The following is a 20,745-nucleotide window of genomic DNA, read 5'->3' on the forward strand; positions in this document are numbered from 1 at the left end:
CCTTTCACGGCGGTATCACGGGTTCGAATCCCGTAGGGGTCATAATAAAAGCAGTAATACAAGTTTTTTATTAAACTTGCATTACTGCTTTTTTATTGTTTAGAAAGATAATTTTAATGATTGGAATTCATGTCTGGACTCGCCGTTTACTGCTTGTGGGGACAAGTCTTTTCCTACTACTATGAATCTGTAGATTCTCTAAATTATCTAGTGTATTGTAAACCTGAATATACTTTTTCGACTTGGTTTTGTACTCAACAAATGCTAGATACAATGGAATCTACTTCCATTGTATCTAGCACCGTAAATTAAAAACCTATTCCAATTGACTCAATTAACAAATTAATTCATTTTCTTTTGCCGTCAACATAACCATCGCTTTCATGATATGGAATGTCACCAAGTGGGGATTCAATTCCTTCGTTATCCAGTTCATCTTCGTATTTGTCAGAAGCATCGGATCGTACAAAACCCCTTGATTGACCATTTATATCGGTGCCAGTGAATTCTTCAATTTCTTCAGCTGCACCGTCTGAAATCTCGGTGTCGTATAGCGTATTGTAGCTGGCGTGATCCCCACTAAAATCTGAAGGGGTTTCAGATGTTCCGGATTTTGCAATTTCCTGAAAGCTATCTTCACCGTCCCGAGTTGTTCCCAACTTTCTATCGGCGAATGAGTTAGGGTTGGCCATGGTAAGAGTATCTTCTTCTACAGGTCTGTCTCGAGGTACTTCTTGCTCTGTCGCATGTTCAATGCAAAGAGTGGTATAAGGAACTGCCTCAAGCCGCTCAAATGGTATATCCGTTTGACATACTTCGCATTTTCCATAAGAACCATCCTCCATTGCTTGTAAGGCGTTTTCTACTTTATTAAGCTCAGAGCCTGCATGCACGTTCAGTGCTACGTCTTTCTCTCTCTCAAACAGTTCAGTACCCATGTCAGCAGGATGATTGTCATACATAGAAAGTTCTCCGACTTCTTCTAACGGACTATCTTTAATATCCGTTTCTTTTTCTGTTTTGGTTAAATGATCCATCATTTCATGTAACTCTTTTTTTAATGTCTCTGTTTGTTTCGCATCTAACATGTTTTGCCACGTCCTTTTCAGTAATAGTATCAGTATGCTCATTAATAACTTGCTTAATGAGCATGGAATGGATTGTTGTCTATTCTTTTTACTTTCCTTCTTGAAGTCCTTTATAAACATTCGAACAAAAAAAGTCCGAGCCATCAGAGTGATGGTTCAGACTTTTTTTTGATTAAATATTAAAAAAGAAGATGTCCAATGAGGATTCCAATGCCTAATAGTAATCCAAACAGCGTGTTTGTGATTGCAGTGTTTTTCATGGCAGGGTTCACATGTATGGGTAGGTGGTTATTTCGGAATACGACGATTGCAGATGCCGGTTTTTTTAGACTTAAGAATATGATTAACGCCCATGGAGTGAGATGTCCAAAGAGAATCAGTGCCACAACCCAACCATAAGATACGATAAAAAATAGCATTAGGATGGTAATTGCATTAGAACGGCCAACTAGAATCGCAAGCGTCTTCCGTCCGCCTTCCTTATCTCCTTCCAAATCACGTATATTGTTTGCCATCATAATACCCGCGACAAGCAACATACTTGGTATGGATAGAAGTACTGCTTCTGTGGTGATCGTTCCTGTCTGAATATAGAATGCAATGAGGATAAGTAGCATTCCCATGACAACTCCGGAAAAGAGTTCCCCAAAAGGCGTGTATGCGATTGGATATGGACCGCCTGTATAAAAATAACCAATTATCATGGATATGCCACCGACCACTGCAAGCATCCACGACGTTTCCATGCATATGTATACTCCTATTAGAATGGAGATTCCGTAAAGCATAAAGGCAAGGTTCAACACCGTTTTCGGTTTGACGCCATTCCGGACAATTGTACCTCCGATACCTATGGATTGTTCTGTATCGAGACCTCTTTTGAAATCATAGTATTCATTGAACATATTTGTCGCCATTTGAATGAATATACTTGCAATAAGCATAGCGAAAAATAGAGGAAAATGAATGTCCCCATATGTCAACGCAATCATTGTACCGAGGAAAACAGGTGCAAAAGCTGCAGTGAGTGTATGAGGTCGGGTTAGCTGCCACCAAATTCGCCAACCTGAATCCGCTTCTATTTTCTGTTGCATTATGATTCTCTCCCTACATTTGTGATTAAGCCAAGAACACCCATGATTTCAGTCGTAGGAGGTTCATAATGACCTCATCCATTGTACTCCATAATTGGTGGAGTGAACAGAGAGACTGCATATTATGTGCCGAAACGCTACAGATTCGGTATAATAGAATAAAGGAATAAGCTCAAAATTTGACGTATGAATGTGCGGAGGGAAAATAATGAATCGGAAGTTGACCACTACCCGCGAATCTAAATTAAAAGTTAGTCAGCATGAATTGCGCTTTTTCACAGAAACTGTTGATGCGGATCGAATATCACCACTTGCATTTTTTGAGGCAGGGGATTCATGTTATAAAGATGAACGGTTTTATTGGCAAAATGCAGATAAAACATTAACACTTGTTGGAATTGGACATGCTACTGTATTGACCAGTGAAGAAACGGAGAATCGTTTTGAGGTTATTTCAGAAAGCTGGAAAAACTTGTGTGCGGCGCTTATAAAGGAAGAAAATGATCGGGAGCCTGTTCTTTTCGGAGGTTTCTCATTTGATCCTAAAAGTAATAAGGGAACAGAGTGGGATGCATTTCCATCTGCTCATTTTGTTGTGCCTGCTTTCCAACTATCAATTACAAATGGCAAGACTGCCATCTCCATAAACCTAGTTACGAAAAGCAATGATGCTGCGGAGCAGTTTGAAAAGTTGCGCGAGGAAAGAGATCGTCTTATCCATATTGCACAAGTGGAAGAATTCGCTCTTCATACCAAGCCAGAAGTTGTATCTATTGAGGAGCTAGCGAAAAATCATTATATGGAAACGTTAGTTGATATTACAGAACGAATTAATAATGGTGAAGCGGAGAAGGTTGTAATTGCAAGAGCGATAAAATTAAACTTTAAAGATAAAGTACCTGCTGTCACGGCACTTCACCATATTACGAACGAGCAACAAGAAAGTTACCACTTCGGTTTGCAAAAAGAAGGTCAACTATTTTTCGGTGCTACTCCAGAGCGGCTTATAGAAATATCAAACGGACGGGCGTACTCTGCATGTGTAGCAGGGTCTATCAAACGCGGTAAATCAGCGGCTGAAGACCGGAAATTTGGTGATCAACTTCTTGAAGATCGTAAAAATAGAGAAGAGCATCAATACGTTGTAAATATGATTTCACAAGTATTTGAAACTTATTGTACAGATGTCAAAGTTTCAAAAGTACCGAAATTAATGAAAGTTCGTGATATACAGCATCTGTTAACACCAGTTGAGGGGAAAGTTGAACGTGGGACTGATATTTTTAGCATGGTTCAGGCTCTCCATCCAACTCCGGCACTTGGCGGTGTTCCGACAGAAAAATCGATGGAACTGATTCGCACTGAGGAAAACATGGATCGAGGATATTATGCAGCACCAATCGGCTGGACGGATACAGCAGGAAATGGTGAATTTGCTGTGGCTATTCGCTCTGCACTACTCGATGGGGATAGTGCATATTTGTATGCGGGGGGCGGTATTGTAGCGGATTCTGAACCTGATAAGGAATACGACGAAACATGGGTGAAATTCAGACCGGTCATACGTGCACTTGGGGGTAAATTGAATGGATAATCGAATAGTTTTGACTGATTATGTTCGACGAATGACCAGTGCTTTGATGATGGCCGGTGTGAAAACTGTGGTCATTAGTCCGGGCTCTCGTTCGACACCACTCGCATATGCATTTGCCTCAACAGATGAGCTTGATGTGTATATGCAAGTAGACGAACGCTCAGCAGCCTATTTTGCACTTGGAATGGCAAAGGCCTCTTCTGATCCTGTCGTTCTCCTATGTACATCAGGTACAGCGGCGTCCAACTATCATCCTGCGATAACAGAAGCGTACTATGCGCGAATCCCACTAATTGTTATTACTGCGGATCGCCCACACGAACTAAGAGAAGTTGGAGCACCACAGGCAATCGATCAAATTCGAATGTACGGTAAGCATGTGAAACATAGTGTAGACTTCCCACTTGCAGAAAAAAATACAGACATTGATGACTTTATCGATAGACATATAAGTCGAGCATTATCGGTAGCAACTACAGCTCCACGCGGACCGGTCCATTTAAATGTTCCGTTCCGTGAACCGCTACTCATTGATTTTGATCGTGAGATACCCAAAATGACTTTCCAGAAAAGGATTCAAAGTGTAGATAGTCTGGATCTAGAAACGATTCAACAAATTACCTTGTTACTTGCTCGTTCAGAAAAGGGAATAATTATTGCTGGGGAAATGCCAGTAGGATTAAATAAAGAGCTTTTCTGGAGCTTTGCAAAAGCGCTGGAATGGCCGGTATTGTGCGATCCGATATCAAATCTTCGTACGGAAATACCAGAGCAATGCCGTTCACTATGTATTGATCATTATGATGCAATATTAAAGAGTGAGTTATTCAAAGGGAAATCTGTACCTGATACTGTGATTCGATTCGGTACACAACCGGTTTCGAAACCACTTTCACTATATTTGAAAGCAATGCGACCAGCGAACGTTATCACGGTTGATGAATCACCGGAATTCCGAGATTCACTTGGTATTGTTACCCATCATATCCAGGCTTCACCTGAAACGGTATTAAGAATATTGGTCGAAAAACAAAAGACATCTTTTTCGGAGTCGTGGACACTAGCGAATGATGCTGCATCTGCAATCACCGATGAATACACGGGAGTTGACGGAGATGAAGGAATTTTTGCAAAGTTGCTTTTTGAGCATCTTCCCTCCGGCAGCGACTTAATTACTGGTAGCAGTATGCCAATCCGTGATGTTGATACGTTTTTTAGGAAAACGACTAAAGATATAGAGATTTTTGCCAACCGTGGGACGAATGGAATTGATGGCGTTGTCTCGACAGCCTTTGGTGTCCAGACCAATAGAAAGAGACCGGCGTGGCTATTAATAGGCGATCTGTCGTTCTTACATGACGTCAATGGGCTTATTGTAACTCGTTTTCATGAGGTTGACTTGACTATTGTAATTATCAATAATGACGGTGGTGGTATATTCTCATACCTTCCACAAGCTGAAGCAGGCCGTCATTTTGAAGAATTATTTGGTACACCTACAGGGTTAACGTTTGGTCACATAGCAGCTATGTATGACGCTCAGTATGCAGCGATAACAACCCCAGAAGAGTTTGGGATAGAGTTAGCTAGAGTGAAAAACAAACCAGTGCGCATCATAGAAGTATTTACAAATCGACAGGCAAACGTCGTTGCACACCGTGACCTATGGAAACAAATTACCGATAGGATTGAGCAGGATGAGTAACAAGACGATTCGCATTCGGGGCATAGATATAAATGTAGAAATTTCGGGTGAAGAACAGTTACCCTCTGTCGTTCTACTACATGGATTCACAGGTAGCACTGCTTCATGGCGTGAAATAGTTGAATTATTCAAAGGTAAATACAGAACAATAGCTGTCGATTTGACTGGACACGGGAAATCGAGTATTCCAGATGATGTAAACAGATACACGATGGAACAGCAATTAGCCGATCTCGAGGAATTATTTACTGCGTTATCACTTGATCAATTCATATTGATTGGTTATTCCATGGGTGGGCGTATCTCTCTGGCTTATACAATTAATTATCCGGATCGGATTTCATCATTAATTCTAGAAAGCTCTTCTCCAGGTTTAAAGACAGAAAATGAAAGAAATGAAAGAAAAGCAGCGGATAAACGTTTGGCAGAAAGAATATTGAAAGATGGGTTACCTTCATTCGTCGACTTTTGGGAAAACGTTCAGTTATTTGCAACACAGAAAATTTTACCTAAAGAAAAACAGATAGAAATCAGAAATGAGCGGCTAGGTCAAAGGGGCAATGGACTAGCCAACAGCCTACTCGGCATTGGCACAGGCAGCCAACAGTCCTATTGGGAATGTCTTGAGACGATCAATCTGCCTGTTTTGCTAATAACGGGAGAACTCGACACTAAGTTCGTAAATATTTCCCGGGAAATGCATGGTAAATTTCACAATGTCCGCCATGAAACGATAAAACACGTTGGGCATGCAATTCATGTGGAAAAACCGGGTACATTTGCTACAATGGTAGAGCAGCATGTTTCAGAGTTGAAAAATCGAGGAGGGTCACTATGACACGTCAATGGGAAACGATACGTACATACGAAGACATCAAATACGAACAGTATGGCGGGATTGCAAAAGTAACAATCAACCGTCCGGAAGTGCGTAATGCATTCCGACCTAAAACGGTATCAGAGTTAATCGACGCATTTTCACGCGCACGGGACGACCAAAGCATTGGAGTCATCGTATTAACAGGGGAAGGCGAGAAAGCATTCTGTTCAGGCGGAGACCAATCAGTGCGTGGTCACGGCGGCTATGTCGGTGAAGATGAAATACCGCGTCTTAACGTTCTGGACTTACAGCGCCTAATCCGGGTTATTCCAAAACCGGTTGTGGCCATGGTTGCAGGATATGCAATCGGCGGCGGACACGTTCTGCATGTTGTCTGTGATTTGACGATTGCTGCAGAAAATGCAGTTTTCGGACAAACAGGACCTAAAGTCGGTTCATTCGACGCAGGTTACGGTTCAGGATACTTGGCACGAATCGTCGGTCATAAGAAAGCGCGTGAAATCTGGTTCTTATGCCGTCAATACAACGCACAGGAAGCACTCGACATGGGGTTAGTTAACACTGTGGTTCCTTATGAACAATTGGAAGACGAGACTGTCCAGTGGTGTGAAGAGATGCTTGGCATGAGCCCAACTGCACTTCGTTTCGTAAAAGCAGCAATGAACGCAGATACGGACGGACTTGCTGGACTTCAACAATTAGCTGGTGATGCAACACTTCTTTATTACACAACGGATGAGGCGAAAGAAGGCCGCGATGCGTTCAAAGAAAAACGTAAACCGGAATTCGGACAGTTTCCTCGATTCCCTTAATTAAACTGCATGAATACTTAAAGAGCTGCCTTTAATCGGGTGGCTTTTTCTGAATGGATGGTGATTGGATGATTCCAAATTGGTTAATACAGCGGGCATATTTAACGCCCGATAAAACAGCTTTTTCATTTAAGGATGAAAAGTGGACATTTATACAATTAAAAAATCGTGCAATGACTCTTGCGCAGAAAATGAAAGCCAATGGTTTAAATGAAGGGGATCGAATTGCACTACTTGGGGCTTCCAATGCTGAAATGGTATTTGTCATTCATGCCTGTATGCTATTGGGACTAGAAATTGTGATGTTGAATAGCCGGTTGACGAAAAAGGAGATTGAGTACCAATTCGACGACTCAAGTGCTACCACGCTAATTGTGGCGGATGATTTACATGGCATGGTTGCTGACATGACAGTACAGAAGTTATACTTTTCTGCAATTTACGCGAGCCCTGAATGGGCATTTATTATTCAGGATAGTTGGAAAACCGACAGAACCATTACAATTATGTATACATCAGGTACGACAGGATTTCCGAAAGGTGTCCGTCAAACCGCTGGGAATCATGTTTCGAGTGCACTTTCATCCGTCCTAAATCTGGGGCTTAACGAACGGGATGTGTGGCTATGTGCTATGCCACTTTTCCATATTAGTGGATTTTCGATTCTAGTCCGTTCTGTTCTTTATGGAATGGAAGTCGTATTGCAGGAGAAGTTCGATGCAGTTAAATCTGCCGGTGCAGTGGAGAATGGGTTAGTCACATATATGTCCGTCGTATCACTTATGCTTGATAAAGTCTTGCGTGAAATGGAAGAGAGGAATAAGGTTGCTCATCCTACATTCAAAGCAATGCTAGCCGGAGGTGGATCTCTTCCAATCGATTATTTGAATCGAGCAAAAGCGCTTGGAGTTCCAGTTCTTCAAACATATGGGTTAACGGAAACAAGTTCTCAAACAACAACTTTGGCGGCAAACGATGCCATCCGTAAGATGGGTTCTGCCGGCAAACCTTTGTTTTTAAATCAAATCAAAATCAAAAATACTGAAACACCATTAGAAAAAGGTGAAGTTCTAATACGTGGATCGCACGTCACACCAGGATACATCGGTCGTTTCGGAGGGGTAGATCCTTTGGAGGATGGATGGTTCCCTACAGGTGATATCGGCTACTTGGATGATGAAGGCTATTTATACATCGTTGACAGAAGATCCGATTTAATCATTTCAGGTGGCGAAAATGTCTATCCGGCTGAAATTGAAAATGTGTTAGTTGCGCATCCAAGTGTCCGTGAGGCAGGCGTTTGTGCTAAAGAACATTCAGAGTGGGGAAGTGTCCCCATTGCATTTGTTGTCGTTTCAGGAACAGTAACGGCTGAAGAGTTAACATTATTTTGCGAAGAGCGATTGGCTCGCTATAAAGTACCGAAGTCGTTCAATTTTGTCGAAAAGCTCCCGCGTAATGGGTCTAATAAGCTAATGCGTCGTAAATTGAAAGAGTTGGATGGATACTGAATAAGGAGTCGTCTCAAGTAGGCAAAGCCTGCACCCTCACTCGGAGTACCGTTTCTAGCAGGTTATTGACAAGTCTAAGTTTTAAACTTTCTATATAGGTTGAACTTATGATTCTTTCTACTTTCCAGTTGATTGGAGTGTAGAGCGGCGACTCCAGCGGGAAAAGCGGTTAGGAAGAGAAAGTACACTCTTCCTTGGCTAAAAGCCCCGCAGGAACGTAGTGACGAGGAGATTGAAGCCGTGCCCGCGGAAAGCGTCCGCTCGGAACGGAAATCAACGGTTAGTAGGATTCTTTATTTCAACATATTTAGCAACAAAATAGGCTATCAAGCAACCCGGATATAATCTGGATTACATGATAGCCTTTTCGCATTTACTTCGTATTTAACGCTTTCTTAAGCGTCTCAATATTTTTATTCATCAAAGTGAAATAGGTTTCATTGTTTTTTATATCATCGACGGTTAATACGCCTAGATTATGAAGCATGAGTGACTCTGCTCCAATTTCATTCCTTACGACATCAGTCAATTTTGAAGAAACATTCTGCTCGAATAATACATACTGAACATTCTGCTCCTTCGCTGCTTTAACAATTTTAGTTAATTGTTTTTGTGAAGGTTCGCTTTGCGAATTCAATCCCGCAATTGCTATTTGTTCAAGGCCATATGAATTTGCAATATAACCAAAAGAAGCATGAGAAACAAAGAATGTCTTCGAAGGCGCATTCAGAGCCATTTCTTTAAATTTATCATCGAGTTCATCAAGTTCTAGTTTCAATTGTTCATAGTTCTCTTCAAATTCAATTTCCATTTCAGGCTTTGATACAATTAATGCGTCTTTAATAGAAGATGCAAGTTCAATACTTAGTTTTGGCGAAATCCATACGTGCGGATCAATGCTGCCATGATTATGCTCTTCGTGTTCATCCTGTTCTGCATCATGGCCATGTGCTTCCTCTAGCGACTCTTCGGTTATAGCTTCTGCTGTTGCAATCATTTTGACATTTTCATTTTTTAATGTTTTTTCAGCATTTTCGACAAATCCTTCAAGGCCCATTCCGATATAGAAAAACAAATCCGCTTCCGCAAGTGACATCATATCTTTTTGTGTCGGTTCAAAAGTGTGCTCGTCCGTTCCAGCGGGATAGACGGACTTAACTTCAACATGATCAGCACCAATACGTTCAGTAAAGTATTGTAGTGGATAAACTGTAGTATAAATTGTGAGTTTTTCAGATTCACTATTCTCTGTGTTCTTCACCTTATTACCACATCCAGAAAGTACTATAATTATGAGTAAAGAAAAGATGATTAGCAGTTTCCGTTTCATGCAAAAACCTCCATTTATTTAATAGTAATCATTCCGATTTAGAGAACTGACTTTTTTATCATACAAGAGCTTTTCTATTTTGGCAACTAAATAAGTGGTTTTATTATCATCAAAAAAAGACAGTTCGGCAGTTTTGCCTACCTGTCTTATCCTAGGAATTATTTTGTTTTTGAGTCTTTCTCAGGAACTGGATCAAATCCACCTTCATGAAATGGATGACATTTTGAAATTCTTCGAACCGCCAACCAAGAACCCTTTAATGCACCATGCTTTTCCACTGCTTCAATTCCATAATGGGAGCAAGTTGGGTAGAAACGACAAGACGGAGGAGTTAAAGGCGAGATAACTTTTTGATAGATTTTGATAATGCCTATTACAATTTTTTTCATTTCATTTCTCCCTATTCGTACCTATATGTTTATTGTAGTGGCTTTAGTGGTAAATTAAAAGAAGGACGAACTATATAATAACAAAGGGAGAGATTAATATGTCAAAAGAACTTATTGAAGAATTGAACGTGCAAGTATCAACATGGTCGGTGATGTATGCAAAACTTCATAATTACCATTGGTACATAAAAGGGCCTCATTTCTTCACATTGCATGCCAAATTTGAAGAACTTTATAATGAGGCTACGCTTCATATGGACGAAATCGCTGAACGTGTGTTGACGCTGGGTGGAGATCCGGTAGCTTCATTAAAAGAACATCTTGAAATGTCTGTGGTGAAAGAAGCTACAGGAAAAGAAAAAGAAGACGATATGGTCAAGAACGTCGTCGATGATTTTGGTAAAATTATGAAATCGTTGAAAAAAGGTATGGAATTAGCTGCAAAAGATGGCGATGACATGACGGAAGATTTACTGAATGCAACTTATCAGAGCATTGAGAAACACCAGTGGATGCTCAATGCGTTCCTTGGGGAAGATAACAAATAATCAATTTTCATTAAAAAAGTCAGCTATTTGCCGATAGTAAGCTTGTGAGGAGAATGGTGTAAATGAATATGAGTTCCATCATGGCTAGTCAATTGAATAGTTTGCAATCGACTGTCCGGTTGAGTGTTCTAAACAACACACTTTCAATGAATACGGCAGCTGCAACAGAAATGCTGAAAAGTTTAGCTGATCAGACTGCTGCAACGCATCCTCATAAAGGTGCTTCGGTCGACGTTCAAACTTGATTTGCGAAAAAGCATGTATTCCCGTAAAGGGAATGCATGCTTTTGTTCATTTTAAGCCATGCTAAAAAGAAAAAAGGATGGGTTGGCATGGAAAAATACAATATGTACGTTTCGGTTGTACATCAGCAAATATATCATCACCCGGATGATTCACCGTGGGAGTATGAAGTTAAAATCACAGAAGAACATATTCCCGTTTTCAATCGTTTATTTTCACAGATAGATGAACTTGAAATTCGGAACTTTATTAGGTCGCATCTACCGTTTTTACCGTATTATTATGGCCGGAATAATGAAAAGGTCGATCAACGTACGATGAGGATTTATGCACTTATCCATGAGTTCACCGATGAGCCATCGAAGCGATTCATCGAAGAACTTCCTTATTTTCGTTGATACTCATCCTGTCCTTCGTTAAAATGAACGAAAGGACGGGATTTTAATGCTGACATTTAATGATGTAAACGGTGGCCGTGTCGAGCTGTCATTTGGAAAGAATCGATTTAGTATGCCTGCTCGGCATGTTCTTGTTGTATTGAAATATAAAGAAAAGTGGCTTCTAACTCGTCATTTGGAGCGTGGTGTCGAGTTTCCAGGTGGCAAAGCAGAAGAAGGGGAATCAATCGAAGAAGCGGCCATTCGTGAAACGATTGAAGAAACCGGCGTTAGAATTACGGATGTGCAAAACTTTGCGGAATATGTCGTTCGAAGCAATATCACATTCTGTAAAGCCGTATTCACGGGAAGCGTTGTAGAAATTGATGAAAATCCAACACTTTACGAAACGAATGGCGCTACATGGATGACAAGTGAGGAACTGGACGCGTGTGATGAGTTAAGTTTTCATATGAAAGGTACGGGAATGGAAGCTTTAAGAAAGTGGGTGGAAGCACGTGAGTTATGATGGCACTATTATTCATCGGAAAGCCTATCCTTCGCCAAACCCAAACGTTTATCTTGAAGAAATCACTTATTTTTCGGATGGGTTGAGAGTGAAAGGGCTTATGGCGCAACCGCTTACGCATGGAACCTATGAAGGTATCCTTTATTTAAGAGGCGGCATGCAACATATAGGAATGGTTCGTCCAGCTCGAATTGCCCAGTTTGCTGCGCAAGGGTTCGTTGTATTCGCTCCTTACTACCGTGGGAACCGTGGAGGGGAAGGTCGGGATGAATTCGCAGGTGCCGATCGTCAGGATGCGTTGAATGCCGTAGACGTGCTGAAACAAAATCCTATGACAAACGTCGAGAGGATTCACTTATTCGCGTTTTCACGAGGTGGCATTATGGCTCTGTGGACCGCTATTTTTCGTGAGGATATTACTTCGGTTGTTACGTGGTCGGGTGTTTCCGATGTCATTTTTACATACAAAGAACGGAAAGACATGCGGCGGATGATGAAGCGAGTTATCGGTGGAACGCCGAACAGCGTGCCTGATGAATACAGAAAAAGGACAGCGCTGTTTCGCGTAGATGAAATTACTGCACCTGTTCTTATCATTCATGGCATGATTGATGAGAACGTCTCATTTCAACAGGCTGTGTTATTGGAGAACGCATTGTGTGAACATAATAAAGTATACGAGACATGGTACTTCCCAGAATACACGCATTTCATTCCACCGGGCATGAATGCACAGCTTGTTAGAGATTTGACGAGTTGGATGAAGAGACAGTGAGTAGATCATTATAGATACTGATTATAATGATAAAAAAACAGGGTAGCACAATAAATGTGCTACCCTGTTTAGATTTGATTGTCTTTACTCCATTCCTAGTGGATGGAGCCGCTCTAGTCTATCGGATATAGACTAAGAGCATTCTTCTTATGCGATTGGTCCGCCTTTATACGTAATCTCTTCTGAAACCGAACCGAATTTCTTAAAGTTTTCACGGAACATAGATGCTAGTTCTTTTGCTTTAAAATCGTAAGCATTTCCATCAGACCATGCATTGCGTGGGTTTAACACTTCTGTTGGAACGCCTTCAATCGCTGTAGGCATTGCAAGACCGAAAATGCTGTTTATTTCTGTTTCAACATTGTTTAGTTGACCAGCGAGTGCTGCACGAACCATTGCGCGTGTATACTTAAGATCCATACGCTTACCAACACCATATACGCCACCAGTCCAACCTGTATTCACTAGGAATACTTGCGCGTCATGTTCATCAATCTTTTTCCCAAGCATTTCAGCATATACTGTCGCTGGAAGCGGAAGGAAAGGTGATCCGAAGCATGTCGAGAATGTTGCTTCAGGTGATGTGATACCACGTTCAGTTCCAGCAAGTTTCGAAGTGAAACCACTTAGGAAGTGGTACATTGCTTGCTCTTTCGTTAATTTAGAAATAGGAGGCAGTACGCCGAAAGCGTCTGCAGTCAAGAAAATAATTGTTTTCGGATGACCTGCAACTGAAGGGTCAACGATGTTATCGATTGCTTGAATTGGATATGCTGCACGTGTATTTTCAGTCAAAGATCCATCATCGTAATTAGGAATGTTTGTTACTGGGTCGATAACAACGTTTTCAAGAACTGACCCGAAACGAATTGCACCGAAAATTTCAGGTTCTTTTTCTTGAGATAAATTGATACATTTCGCGTAGCAACCACCTTCGATGTTAAAGACACCAGTGTCAGACCAACCGTGTTCATCGTCGCCGATTAATTTGCGGTTCGCGTCAGCTGAAAGTGTTGTTTTGCCTGTTCCTGAAAGACCGAAGAACAAAGCAACATCGCCATCTTCGCCGACGTTAGCAGAACAGTGCATCGGCATGATGCCATTTTCAGGTAGGAAGTAGTTCATGACAGAGAAGATTGCTTTTTTCATTTCACCAGCATATTCAGTACCACCAATGAGAACGATACGTTTTTCCATTGACACAATAATGAACGTCTCGGAATTCGTGCCGTCAACTGCAGGATCCGCTTTAAAAGAAGGGGCTGAAATGATAGTAAATTGCGCTTCGTGTTCCAAGAGCTCTACTTCAGTCGGGCGAATAAATAATTGATGGACGAATAGGTTATGCCAAGCAAATTCATTCACGACTTGAATGGATAGACGTGAAGCTGGATCTGCACCAGCGAATCCTTTGAAGACGAACAGTTCGTCTTTAACTTTTAAGTGAGTAAGCATTTTATTATATAATAAGTCAAATACATCAGATGAAATCGGACGGTTTACGCTGCCCCAATCGATTTTGTCTTTGGAGGACGCTTCCTCGACAATATATTTATCTTTAGGGGAACGACCTGTATACTTCCCTGTTCGAGCCGTGACTGCTCCATCGGAAGTCAGTTGAGCTTCTCCACGTGATATCGCTTTTTCAACAAGTTGTGGTACTGAAAGTTGAATTTTTATATTTTCACCGGAAAGAAGGTTATTTAGATCGTCGCTAATCTTTGCTGTAATCATAATTATGTACCGTCCTTTACTCATAGTCCCATATAATTGGGTGTCATGTCATCACATTTCTTAAATAGTATAACACATTAAGAATAATAATCTATATTAATCAAAATCTCAAGCAATTAGATGTAAAATCGGCAAAGAAATTTGACAGGGAACAAGTTTTTTCGTAGCATATATAGTTGAACGGATACTCTTATCCCGAGCTGGTGGAGGGGTCAGGCCCAATGAAACCCGGCAACCTGCAATGACTTAATTGTCTGCGCAAAGGTGCCAAACCTGTAGCAAGGCACAGTCCTTGTATGATAAGAGTGAAAGGTGCTTTTAAAATCATGCCTTTCCTCATGTATTAGTACGTGAGCGAAGGGCTTTTTAATTTGTTTAGCCCTTTATCCTCGTGTATAGAGCTCGCAGTGGCTTGTAGTCTTTCCTGAATCCGGGAGGACTCTACATGGGACATATGAGTACCGTATCAATCTCGTAGGATATAAGGAGGAAAAGACATGACTAACCGCCGACTGTTTACTTCAGAATCGGTAACTGAAGGACATCCAGACAAAATGTGCGACCAAATTTCAGATGCTATCCTTGATGCTATTTTGGAGGAAGATCCAAATGCACGCGTAGCATGTGAAACGACAATCACTACAGGACTGGTACTCGTAGCAGGTGAAATCACGACGACTACATATGTCGATATTCCAAAAGTTGTGCGCGAAACTGTTAAAGGAATTGGTTACGTTCGAGCGAAATACGGATTTGATTGGGAAACGTCTGCAGTTCTCACTGCGATCGATGAACAATCAGCCGATATTGCTGCGGGTGTTGACCAAGCACTTGAAGCGCGTGAAGGATTAATGACAGATGACGAACTTGAAGATATTGGAGCAGGCGACCAAGGTTTGATGTTTGGTTATGCTTGTAATGAGACACCAGAACTGATGCCATTACCAATCAGCTTAGCCCATAAACTATCCTTTAAACTTGCACAAGTACGTAAAGATGAAACACTTTCGTACCTAAGACCGGATGGGAAAACGCAAGTGACTGTAGAATATGATGAAAATAATATACCGGTTAGAATTGATACGATTGTTATTTCAGCACAACATCATCCTGAAGTGACACTTGAGCAGATTCAAAGTGATATTAAGGAATTCGTTATTAATCCAGTTGTACCAACTAATTTAATTGATGGAGAAACAAAGTACTACATCAATCCGACTGGCCGATTTGTAATAGGTGGACCTCAAGGAGATGCGGGTCTGACTGGCCGTAAAATCATTGTTGATACGTATGGCGGTTATGCACGTCATGGCGGTGGGGCATTTTCGGGGAAAGATCCTACAAAAGTGGACCGCTCAGCTTCATACGCGGCTCGTTATGTTGCAAAAAACATCGTTGCAGCAGAACTTGCAGACCGCTGTGAAGTCCAGTTGGCTTATGCAATCGGTGTAGCTCAACCTGTATCGATTTCCATTGATACATTCGGAACAGGTACCGTTGAGGAGAGTAAACTCGTGGAACTGACACGTGAACTCTTTGACCTTCGTCCAGCAGGTATCATTAAAATGCTTAATCTCCGTCGTCCTATCTACAAGCAGACGGCAGCGTATGGTCACTTCGGCCGCACGGATGTTGATCTGCCATGGGAACAAACGGATAAAGCTGCAACATTGAAAGAATTAACAGGGAAATAATTATTGAAAATGCCGGAAGCAAGGACTCATCCTTAGCTTCCGGCATTTTTTATCGTGTGTTATTATCCTTCAATAAAAAAAGCCGCCAATCAATGGCGGCAATACATCACTTTTGTAGACTCTTATAATATTGCCCTTTTTCCGCGTATTCACGAACAATTCTTTCCATATCTGCACGGTCGTCTTCATTCAGTTCTCGAACAACTTTTGCCGGTGAACCGAGTGCTAACATATTCGGTGGAATCTTCTTACCGGGCGGTACTAGACTGCCCGCTCCAATAAATGCCCCCTCGCCGATTTCAGCCCCATCTAGAATGATGGAGCCCATGCCAATCAGCGCTCCTTTTCTTACTGTGCAGCTATGTAGAGTAACTTGGTGTCCAATCGACACTTCGTCCTCAAGGATTAGTGGAGAGTGTGGGCTTTGATGTAGGCAGCACAAGTCTTGCACGTTCACTTTACGTCCAATAATTGTAGCTGAGACATCACCGCGAATCACAGTATTGAACCAGATTGACGATTCGGCACCAATTGTTACATCTCCAGAAATTGTTGTATAATCTGCAATGAATACGGATGGATCGATTACGGGTGTTTTATCTTTGTAGGGATAAATCATTCAACTCTCCTCATTTCTTTATGTAGTGTATAATTATCGTAACAAAGATTAGGATTTTATAGAAGGTTAAGAGTTAAACAATAGAAAGAAAATAATGTAATAGGTAAGGGGAAGATGACCGTGTGGAAATGGGAAGCGGAAGGACAGCCTAAAGCTGTCGTGGCGATCGTTCATAATGTGTACGAACATCATAGTAGAAATGCTTGGCTAATTCAGAAGCTTCGTAATAGTGGTTTCCATGTCGTGGCAGGTGATTTACCTGGACACGGAGTAGAAAGTCAAGGGAAAATCCACAACGAACAGGTTGATACATACACTAAATATGTGGAAAAGTTAATAGAGGTCGGTCTCGGTGATAATCTACCTTTTTTTATTATAGGACATGGAATGGGTGCGACGTTCGTCATGCGTCTTTTGCAAAGAAAGAAAATTGAGTGTGCAGGAGTTGTATTCAGCTCGCCTTGGTTGGCGCTGCGTCACCAACCGCCGAAATTTTCGAACGTACTGACTAAACTTTCATCTTCTACTAAGCTGGATCATGAAATCGATGTTGAAATGTTGACTCGTAACAGTGAGTTATATGAAGAAATACGGTCAGATGAGAATTATGGCACTGAAAGCACGGTATCTTGGTACAAAGAGTTACAGGCATTCATGAAATTGGTGGTACAGCACGAAGGAAACATGCATGATACTCCAGTTTTAATGCACATTGCAGAGGAAGATAAAATTACGGATACCTCCACTGTGAAGAAGTGGCTCATTAGGCAAAATCTATCTGAATTACAGTACAAGCAATGGAAGCATTTGTACCATGATATTTATCAGGAACCAGAACGAGAAGAAGTTTACTTATATACGGAGTCATTTATGAATAATGTACTGAGATCTGTTGGATACGTCGTGTGAGAACAGCAGTAAATTTTTCTAGCAAAGGGGTGTTTAATATTACGACTTTTGGATTTGTGAGGCATGGAGTCACTACGTGGAATAAAGAAGGACGTGCTCAAGGGAGTACTGATATCCCGCTTGACGAAGAAGGAATTGAAATGGCTAACCGAGTGGCAAAAAGGCTTTCGAGCGAACAATGGGATTTCATTTACACAAGTCCCTTAATGCGGGCAGCAAAAACAGCAGAAATCATTGCTGAAAGTAGTATTGGAATTCCTCTGATAGCTGACAACCGTCTGCGTGAATCAGGGGGTGGCTTAATTGAAGGAATGACGGAAACAGAGCGCGTTGCAAAATGGGGTCATTCGTGGAGAAAGCTTGAACTAGGGTTCGAACCGCAAGAGGAAATTGTCTCACGCGGTTTGGAATTTGTTAAGGAAATGAACGCGGCATATCCTGGAAAAAGAATCCTAGTTGTTAGTCACGGTGGATTTCTCGGCCGTTTGATCAACGAACTAGTTCCCCATAAAGACTTGAGAGATAATCTTGAAAATACTTCACTTACAATCATTGAGCTTCGAGAAGAAAGAAACATGTGCGAATTATTTAATTGTACGAAGCATTTACAAATGGTTGATTAACAAAGCGCCAGCTAATGGCGTTATTTTTTTTGAGGAAAAATACTATCTGAACCGTTGAGGCGATGCAATTCTGGAATAGATCAAATAATAAAATAATGCTTCAGTCTTAGAGTCTTTTAGACTATACTTGAACTAAAAGGAATAATGAAAAGGGGAAATAGGATGAAATCAATTCGCACAAAAATTGTAGCTGGCGTTTTTTTACTATTTTTTGTTTCGGTTTTATTCATTTATGGCGTTGTCAGTACGCAGATGGAGAAAAATGCTACCGCAAATGTATTGAATAACAGTCAAGTCACTATTAAAGAAATGAATTATTCAATACATAACTTTCTGATGCAATATGAATATGCTTTAGGAATGGTGTCAGAAAACAGTAACGTTATTGATTATATCGATACACAAACTGGAAAAGAAAATGTAACGGCTACGCTAGACAAAGGGATAGATGTTGCTTTCCTAACTTATCGAAATAATTTATCTGAAACTGAAGCAATCTTTTTTGGATTTGAAAATAAACATACAAAACTTTCTGGGGACACTCCTCCGCCGGAAGGATATGACCCGACTTCACGAGGATGGTATCAATTGGCAAAGAAAAGTCCTAACGAAGTCATTTGGACAGATCCTTATATTGACGCATTTACGGGCGGCTACGTCATAACGGTAACAAAAGGAATAATGAAAGATGGCGAATTTGTCGGAGCAATTGGGGTCGATCTTCTATTAACATCTCTATCTGACAGAATCGGCAAAACGGATCCTGGCTTCGATGGTTATCAGTTCATTTATGATGCAACAGGCGTAGCTGTCGTTCATCCTGTTACGCAAGGAGAGAGCAGCATCGAAGAGAAACATGTTGCCTCACTGTATACAGATGGGAAAACAGACGGAGTAATCGAGTTTACTGAAAATGGTAGAAAAAAGATTGGCGTTTATGAGACAGTGGATGGTTTTGACTGGAAAATTGGAACGGTTTATGATGTAGGTGCCATAAAAGGATCCATAACTGAGGCGCGCAATCTAATTTTAATCATAGCGCTTATTACTGAATTGGCCGTCATTGTTGTTTTGTGGATACTTATATCACGGCTTATCAGACCTCTTTATACGTTACAATCGGCAATGGACAAAATGGCTGATGGGGATTTAAATGCACATGCCGAAGTGAACTCGAAAGATGAATTTGGTCAACTGGCAACCAATTTTAATACAATGGGTTCTAAAATTCGAGATTTAATTACGCTCGTTAACAGCTCCGTCAATGAAGTTCGTCTCGCTGCAGAAAGCTTAAGTGCATCCGCGGAAGAGACGAATGCCGTAAGTGAGCAGATGGCTGGAGCGATTGATGATATTGCGTCTGGTGCAACAAAGTCTGCGCATGATTCTGAAGACGTTACAAAAACGGTCGACCACTTAGGTAATCAAATCGTTGAAATTCAAGAAAAAGCCAGCATTATGACGGGGATTGCCAAGGAAGCCGAGGTAGTCAATAAGAGCGGACTTAGTCAAGTCAATCAACTACAATCATCGTTCGATGGCTGGAAGAACAACCTACAGTCGATGGCGGATGTCGTTGGTGAATTGGAAACAAAAGTCGGAGCAATCGGAGTAGTGATGGAAACGATTACTCAAATTTCTACGCAGACGAACTTGCTGGCACTTAATGCGAGCATTGAAGCCGCACGGGCGGGCGAACATGGTAAAGGCTTTGCTGTGGTAGCGAATGAAGTGCGTAAACTTGCAGAACAATCTGCTCGTGCTACAGAGGAAGTGAAAGCAACTGTTATGGAGCTTCAAAATGGTTCTCGTCAAGTTTCCATGCAAATGAGAGAAACGGGAGCGACATTCGAGGAACAAGGTAAAGTGGTAGAAGCTACACAAGTGACGTTCGGTGATATATCCGAACTGATGAATAAGTTAGAGCAGTCAATTAGTAGTGTCTACGATGAGGTCAATAAGGTAGTTGAGCATAAAGAAATGGTCATGCAGACAATTGAAACAATGGCGGCAACCGCTGAAGAAACAGCGGCTGCAAGTGAAGAGATTAGTGCGTCGACAGACGAACAGCTTCGAGCAATCCAAGAGGTGGCACAAGCCGCGGACACTTTGTCGGAGTTAAGTGACGACCTTTATAAAGCAATCAGTCATTTCAAAATCTGAAAATAGCATTCATAACTGAACTAAGCACTGTCTTCGGACAGTGCTTTATCAATTTAGAAAAGAACTTTGACGTTTAGCAGGAAAAATGGATTAAGAATAGAATATAGAGCATAGGTAGTTGAGAAGAGAGTAGTCTCGTTTTGTATGGAAATAAAACAACGATAAGA

General features: G+C 41.3%; 20 protein-coding genes and 1 riboswitch. Of the genes, 14 read left to right on the forward strand and 6 right to left on the reverse strand.

Features of this window, described 5'->3' with window-relative positions:
* Positions 1-347: 347 nt before the first annotated feature.
* Positions 348-1,088: a TraR/DksA C4-type zinc finger protein gene (locus AC25Y5_RS18140; RefSeq protein WP_488141512.1), complete on the reverse strand. Its 741-nt coding sequence runs from the start codon at positions 1,086-1,088 to the stop codon at positions 348-350.
* A gap of 179 nt (positions 1,089-1,267) precedes the next feature.
* A complete protein-coding gene (locus AC25Y5_RS18145) occupies positions 1,268-2,182 on the reverse strand; it encodes a 1,4-dihydroxy-2-naphthoate polyprenyltransferase (RefSeq protein WP_488141513.1) in 915 nt (304 codons plus the stop codon).
* Positions 2,183-2,390: 208 nt separating this feature from the next.
* On the opposite strand from AC25Y5_RS18145, the gene AC25Y5_RS18150 reads away from it, so the two are divergent.
* The 5 genes from AC25Y5_RS18150 to AC25Y5_RS18170 are packed head-to-tail and all read left to right on the forward strand — an operon-like array spanning position 2,391 to position 8,645.
* The gene (locus tag AC25Y5_RS18150; RefSeq protein ID WP_488141514.1) at positions 2,391-3,776 is read left to right on the forward strand and encodes an isochorismate synthase; all 1,386 of its coding nucleotides are present in this window, start codon (positions 2,391-2,393) and stop codon (positions 3,774-3,776) included.
* Positions 3,769-5,481 (forward strand): 2-succinyl-5-enolpyruvyl-6-hydroxy-3-cyclohexene-1-carboxylic-acid synthase, encoded by a 1,713-nt coding sequence (menD, locus tag AC25Y5_RS18155; protein ID WP_488141515.1) that lies wholly within the window; start codon positions 3,769-3,771, stop codon positions 5,479-5,481. Before AC25Y5_RS18150 ends, menD begins: the two co-directional genes overlap by 8 nt.
* A complete protein-coding gene (gene menH, locus AC25Y5_RS18160) occupies positions 5,474-6,319 on the forward strand; it encodes a 2-succinyl-6-hydroxy-2,4-cyclohexadiene-1-carboxylate synthase (RefSeq protein ID WP_488141516.1) in 846 nt (281 codons plus the stop codon). Before menD ends, menH begins: the two co-directional genes overlap by 8 nt.
* A complete protein-coding gene (gene menB, locus AC25Y5_RS18165; RefSeq protein ID WP_482106344.1) occupies positions 6,316-7,134 on the forward strand; it encodes a 1,4-dihydroxy-2-naphthoyl-CoA synthase in 819 nt (272 codons plus the stop codon). The genes menH and menB overlap by 4 nt, the downstream gene beginning before the upstream one ends.
* A 53-nt stretch (positions 7,135-7,187) precedes the next feature.
* Entirely contained in the window at positions 7,188-8,645 is a 1,458-nt protein-coding gene (locus AC25Y5_RS18170; RefSeq protein WP_488141517.1) for an o-succinylbenzoate--CoA ligase, read from the forward strand.
* Between the two features lie 373 nt (positions 8,646-9,018).
* Here the strand turns inward: AC25Y5_RS18170 and AC25Y5_RS18175 are convergent, their stop codons facing one another.
* Both AC25Y5_RS18175 and yidD read right to left on the reverse strand, forming a co-directional pair.
* Complete coding sequence (locus AC25Y5_RS18175; protein ID WP_488141518.1) at positions 9,019-9,975, reverse strand: metal ABC transporter solute-binding protein, Zn/Mn family; 957 nt, start codon at positions 9,973-9,975, stop codon at positions 9,019-9,021.
* Between the two features lie 158 nt (positions 9,976-10,133).
* Positions 10,134-10,364 carry a membrane protein insertion efficiency factor YidD gene (gene yidD, locus AC25Y5_RS18180; RefSeq protein ID WP_482100086.1) on the reverse strand — a complete coding sequence of 77 codons (231 nt, stop codon included), beginning with the start codon at positions 10,362-10,364 and terminating at the stop codon, positions 10,134-10,136.
* Positions 10,365-10,462: 98 nt separating this feature from the next.
* Between yidD and AC25Y5_RS18185 the strand changes: the two genes are divergently transcribed.
* From AC25Y5_RS18185 to AC25Y5_RS18205, 5 genes are all read left to right on the forward strand, one after another.
* On the forward strand, positions 10,463-10,912 hold the full coding sequence (locus AC25Y5_RS18185) for a Dps family protein (RefSeq protein ID WP_488141519.1): 450 nt from the start codon (positions 10,463-10,465) through the stop codon (positions 10,910-10,912).
* Positions 10,913-10,974: 62 nt separating this feature from the next.
* On the forward strand, positions 10,975-11,157 hold the full coding sequence (locus AC25Y5_RS18190) for a putative motility protein (protein ID WP_488141520.1): 183 nt from the start codon (positions 10,975-10,977) through the stop codon (positions 11,155-11,157).
* Between the two features lie 87 nt (positions 11,158-11,244).
* On the forward strand, positions 11,245-11,553 hold the full coding sequence (locus AC25Y5_RS18195; RefSeq protein ID WP_482100083.1) for a transposase: 309 nt from the start codon (positions 11,245-11,247) through the stop codon (positions 11,551-11,553).
* A gap of 46 nt (positions 11,554-11,599) precedes the next feature.
* A complete protein-coding gene (locus AC25Y5_RS18200) occupies positions 11,600-12,061 on the forward strand; it encodes an NUDIX domain-containing protein (RefSeq protein WP_488141521.1) in 462 nt (153 codons plus the stop codon).
* On the forward strand, positions 12,051-12,836 hold the full coding sequence (locus AC25Y5_RS18205; RefSeq protein WP_488141522.1) for an alpha/beta hydrolase family protein: 786 nt from the start codon (positions 12,051-12,053) through the stop codon (positions 12,834-12,836). Before AC25Y5_RS18200 ends, AC25Y5_RS18205 begins: the two co-directional genes overlap by 11 nt.
* Before the next feature lie 147 nt (positions 12,837-12,983).
* On the opposite strand, the gene pckA is transcribed toward AC25Y5_RS18205, so the two are convergent.
* Entirely contained in the window at positions 12,984-14,570 is a 1,587-nt protein-coding gene (gene pckA, locus AC25Y5_RS18210) for a phosphoenolpyruvate carboxykinase (ATP) (protein WP_488141523.1), read from the reverse strand.
* Positions 14,571-14,757: 187 nt separating this feature from the next.
* Positions 14,758-14,876: riboswitch (SAM riboswitch) on the forward strand.
* Positions 14,877-15,067: 191 nt separating this feature from the next.
* On the opposite strand from pckA, the gene metK reads away from it, so the two are divergent.
* Positions 15,068-16,264 carry a methionine adenosyltransferase gene (metK, locus tag AC25Y5_RS18215; RefSeq protein ID WP_488141524.1) on the forward strand — a complete coding sequence of 399 codons (1,197 nt, stop codon included), beginning with the start codon at positions 15,068-15,070 and terminating at the stop codon, positions 16,262-16,264.
* A 106-nt stretch (positions 16,265-16,370) separates the two neighbouring features.
* On the opposite strand, the gene AC25Y5_RS18220 is transcribed toward metK, so the two are convergent.
* A complete protein-coding gene (locus AC25Y5_RS18220; RefSeq protein WP_488141525.1) occupies positions 16,371-16,883 on the reverse strand; it encodes a gamma carbonic anhydrase in 513 nt (170 codons plus the stop codon).
* A 114-nt stretch (positions 16,884-16,997) separates the two neighbouring features.
* On the opposite strand from AC25Y5_RS18220, the gene AC25Y5_RS18225 reads away from it, so the two are divergent.
* The 3 genes from AC25Y5_RS18225 to AC25Y5_RS18235 all read left to right on the forward strand — a co-directional run bounded on the left by AC25Y5_RS18225 (position 16,998) and on the right by AC25Y5_RS18235 (position 20,578).
* A complete protein-coding gene (locus tag AC25Y5_RS18225) occupies positions 16,998-17,792 on the forward strand; it encodes an alpha/beta hydrolase (protein WP_488141526.1) in 795 nt (264 codons plus the stop codon).
* A complete protein-coding gene (locus AC25Y5_RS18230) occupies positions 17,789-18,415 on the forward strand; it encodes a histidine phosphatase family protein (RefSeq protein WP_488141527.1) in 627 nt (208 codons plus the stop codon). Before AC25Y5_RS18225 ends, AC25Y5_RS18230 begins: the two co-directional genes overlap by 4 nt.
* A 162-nt stretch (positions 18,416-18,577) precedes the next feature.
* Positions 18,578-20,578, forward strand: a complete 2,001-nt coding sequence (locus AC25Y5_RS18235) for a methyl-accepting chemotaxis protein (RefSeq protein WP_488141528.1) — start codon at positions 18,578-18,580, stop codon at positions 20,576-20,578.
* The last annotated feature ends 167 nt before the right edge of the window (positions 20,579-20,745 follow it).

The sequence above is a fragment of the Sporosarcina sp. Y1011 genome, from assembly GCF_057669885.1.

Excerpts from the sequence above, each read along its gene's own strand:
- AC25Y5_RS18175 (WP_488141518.1), bottom strand. The coding sequence starts at position 9,975 with ATGAAACGGAAACTGCTAATCATCTTTTCTTTACTCATAATTATAGTA.
- AC25Y5_RS18145 (WP_488141513.1), bottom strand. The coding sequence starts at position 2,182 with ATGCAACAGAAAATAGAAGCGGATTCAGGTTGGCGAATTTGGTGGCAG.
- menH (WP_488141516.1), top strand. The coding sequence starts at position 5,474 with ATGAGTAACAAGACGATTCGCATTCGGGGCATAGATATAAATGTAGAA.
- AC25Y5_RS18220 (WP_488141525.1), bottom strand. The coding sequence starts at position 16,883 with ATGATTTATCCCTACAAAGATAAAACACCCGTAATCGATCCATCCGTA.
- AC25Y5_RS18140 (WP_488141512.1), bottom strand. The coding sequence starts at position 1,088 with ATGTTAGATGCGAAACAAACAGAGACATTAAAAAAAGAGTTACATGAA.
- AC25Y5_RS18170 (WP_488141517.1), top strand. The coding sequence starts at position 7,188 with ATGGATGGTGATTGGATGATTCCAAATTGGTTAATACAGCGGGCATAT.
- AC25Y5_RS18225 (WP_488141526.1), top strand. The coding sequence starts at position 16,998 with ATGACCGTGTGGAAATGGGAAGCGGAAGGACAGCCTAAAGCTGTCGTG.
- AC25Y5_RS18185 (WP_488141519.1), top strand. The coding sequence starts at position 10,463 with ATGTCAAAAGAACTTATTGAAGAATTGAACGTGCAAGTATCAACATGG.
- menB (WP_482106344.1), top strand. The coding sequence starts at position 6,316 with ATGACACGTCAATGGGAAACGATACGTACATACGAAGACATCAAATAC.
- AC25Y5_RS18150 (WP_488141514.1), top strand. The coding sequence starts at position 2,391 with ATGAATCGGAAGTTGACCACTACCCGCGAATCTAAATTAAAAGTTAGT.
- AC25Y5_RS18235 (WP_488141528.1), top strand. The coding sequence starts at position 18,578 with ATGAAATCAATTCGCACAAAAATTGTAGCTGGCGTTTTTTTACTATTT.
- pckA (WP_488141523.1), bottom strand. The coding sequence starts at position 14,570 with ATGATTACAGCAAAGATTAGCGACGATCTAAATAACCTTCTTTCCGGT.
- AC25Y5_RS18195 (WP_482100083.1), top strand. The coding sequence starts at position 11,245 with ATGGAAAAATACAATATGTACGTTTCGGTTGTACATCAGCAAATATAT.
- metK (WP_488141524.1), top strand. The coding sequence starts at position 15,068 with ATGACTAACCGCCGACTGTTTACTTCAGAATCGGTAACTGAAGGACAT.
- yidD (WP_482100086.1), bottom strand. The coding sequence starts at position 10,364 with ATGAAAAAAATTGTAATAGGCATTATCAAAATCTATCAAAAAGTTATC.
- AC25Y5_RS18200 (WP_488141521.1), top strand. The coding sequence starts at position 11,600 with ATGCTGACATTTAATGATGTAAACGGTGGCCGTGTCGAGCTGTCATTT.
- menD (WP_488141515.1), top strand. The coding sequence starts at position 3,769 with ATGGATAATCGAATAGTTTTGACTGATTATGTTCGACGAATGACCAGT.
- AC25Y5_RS18190 (WP_488141520.1), top strand. The coding sequence starts at position 10,975 with ATGAATATGAGTTCCATCATGGCTAGTCAATTGAATAGTTTGCAATCG.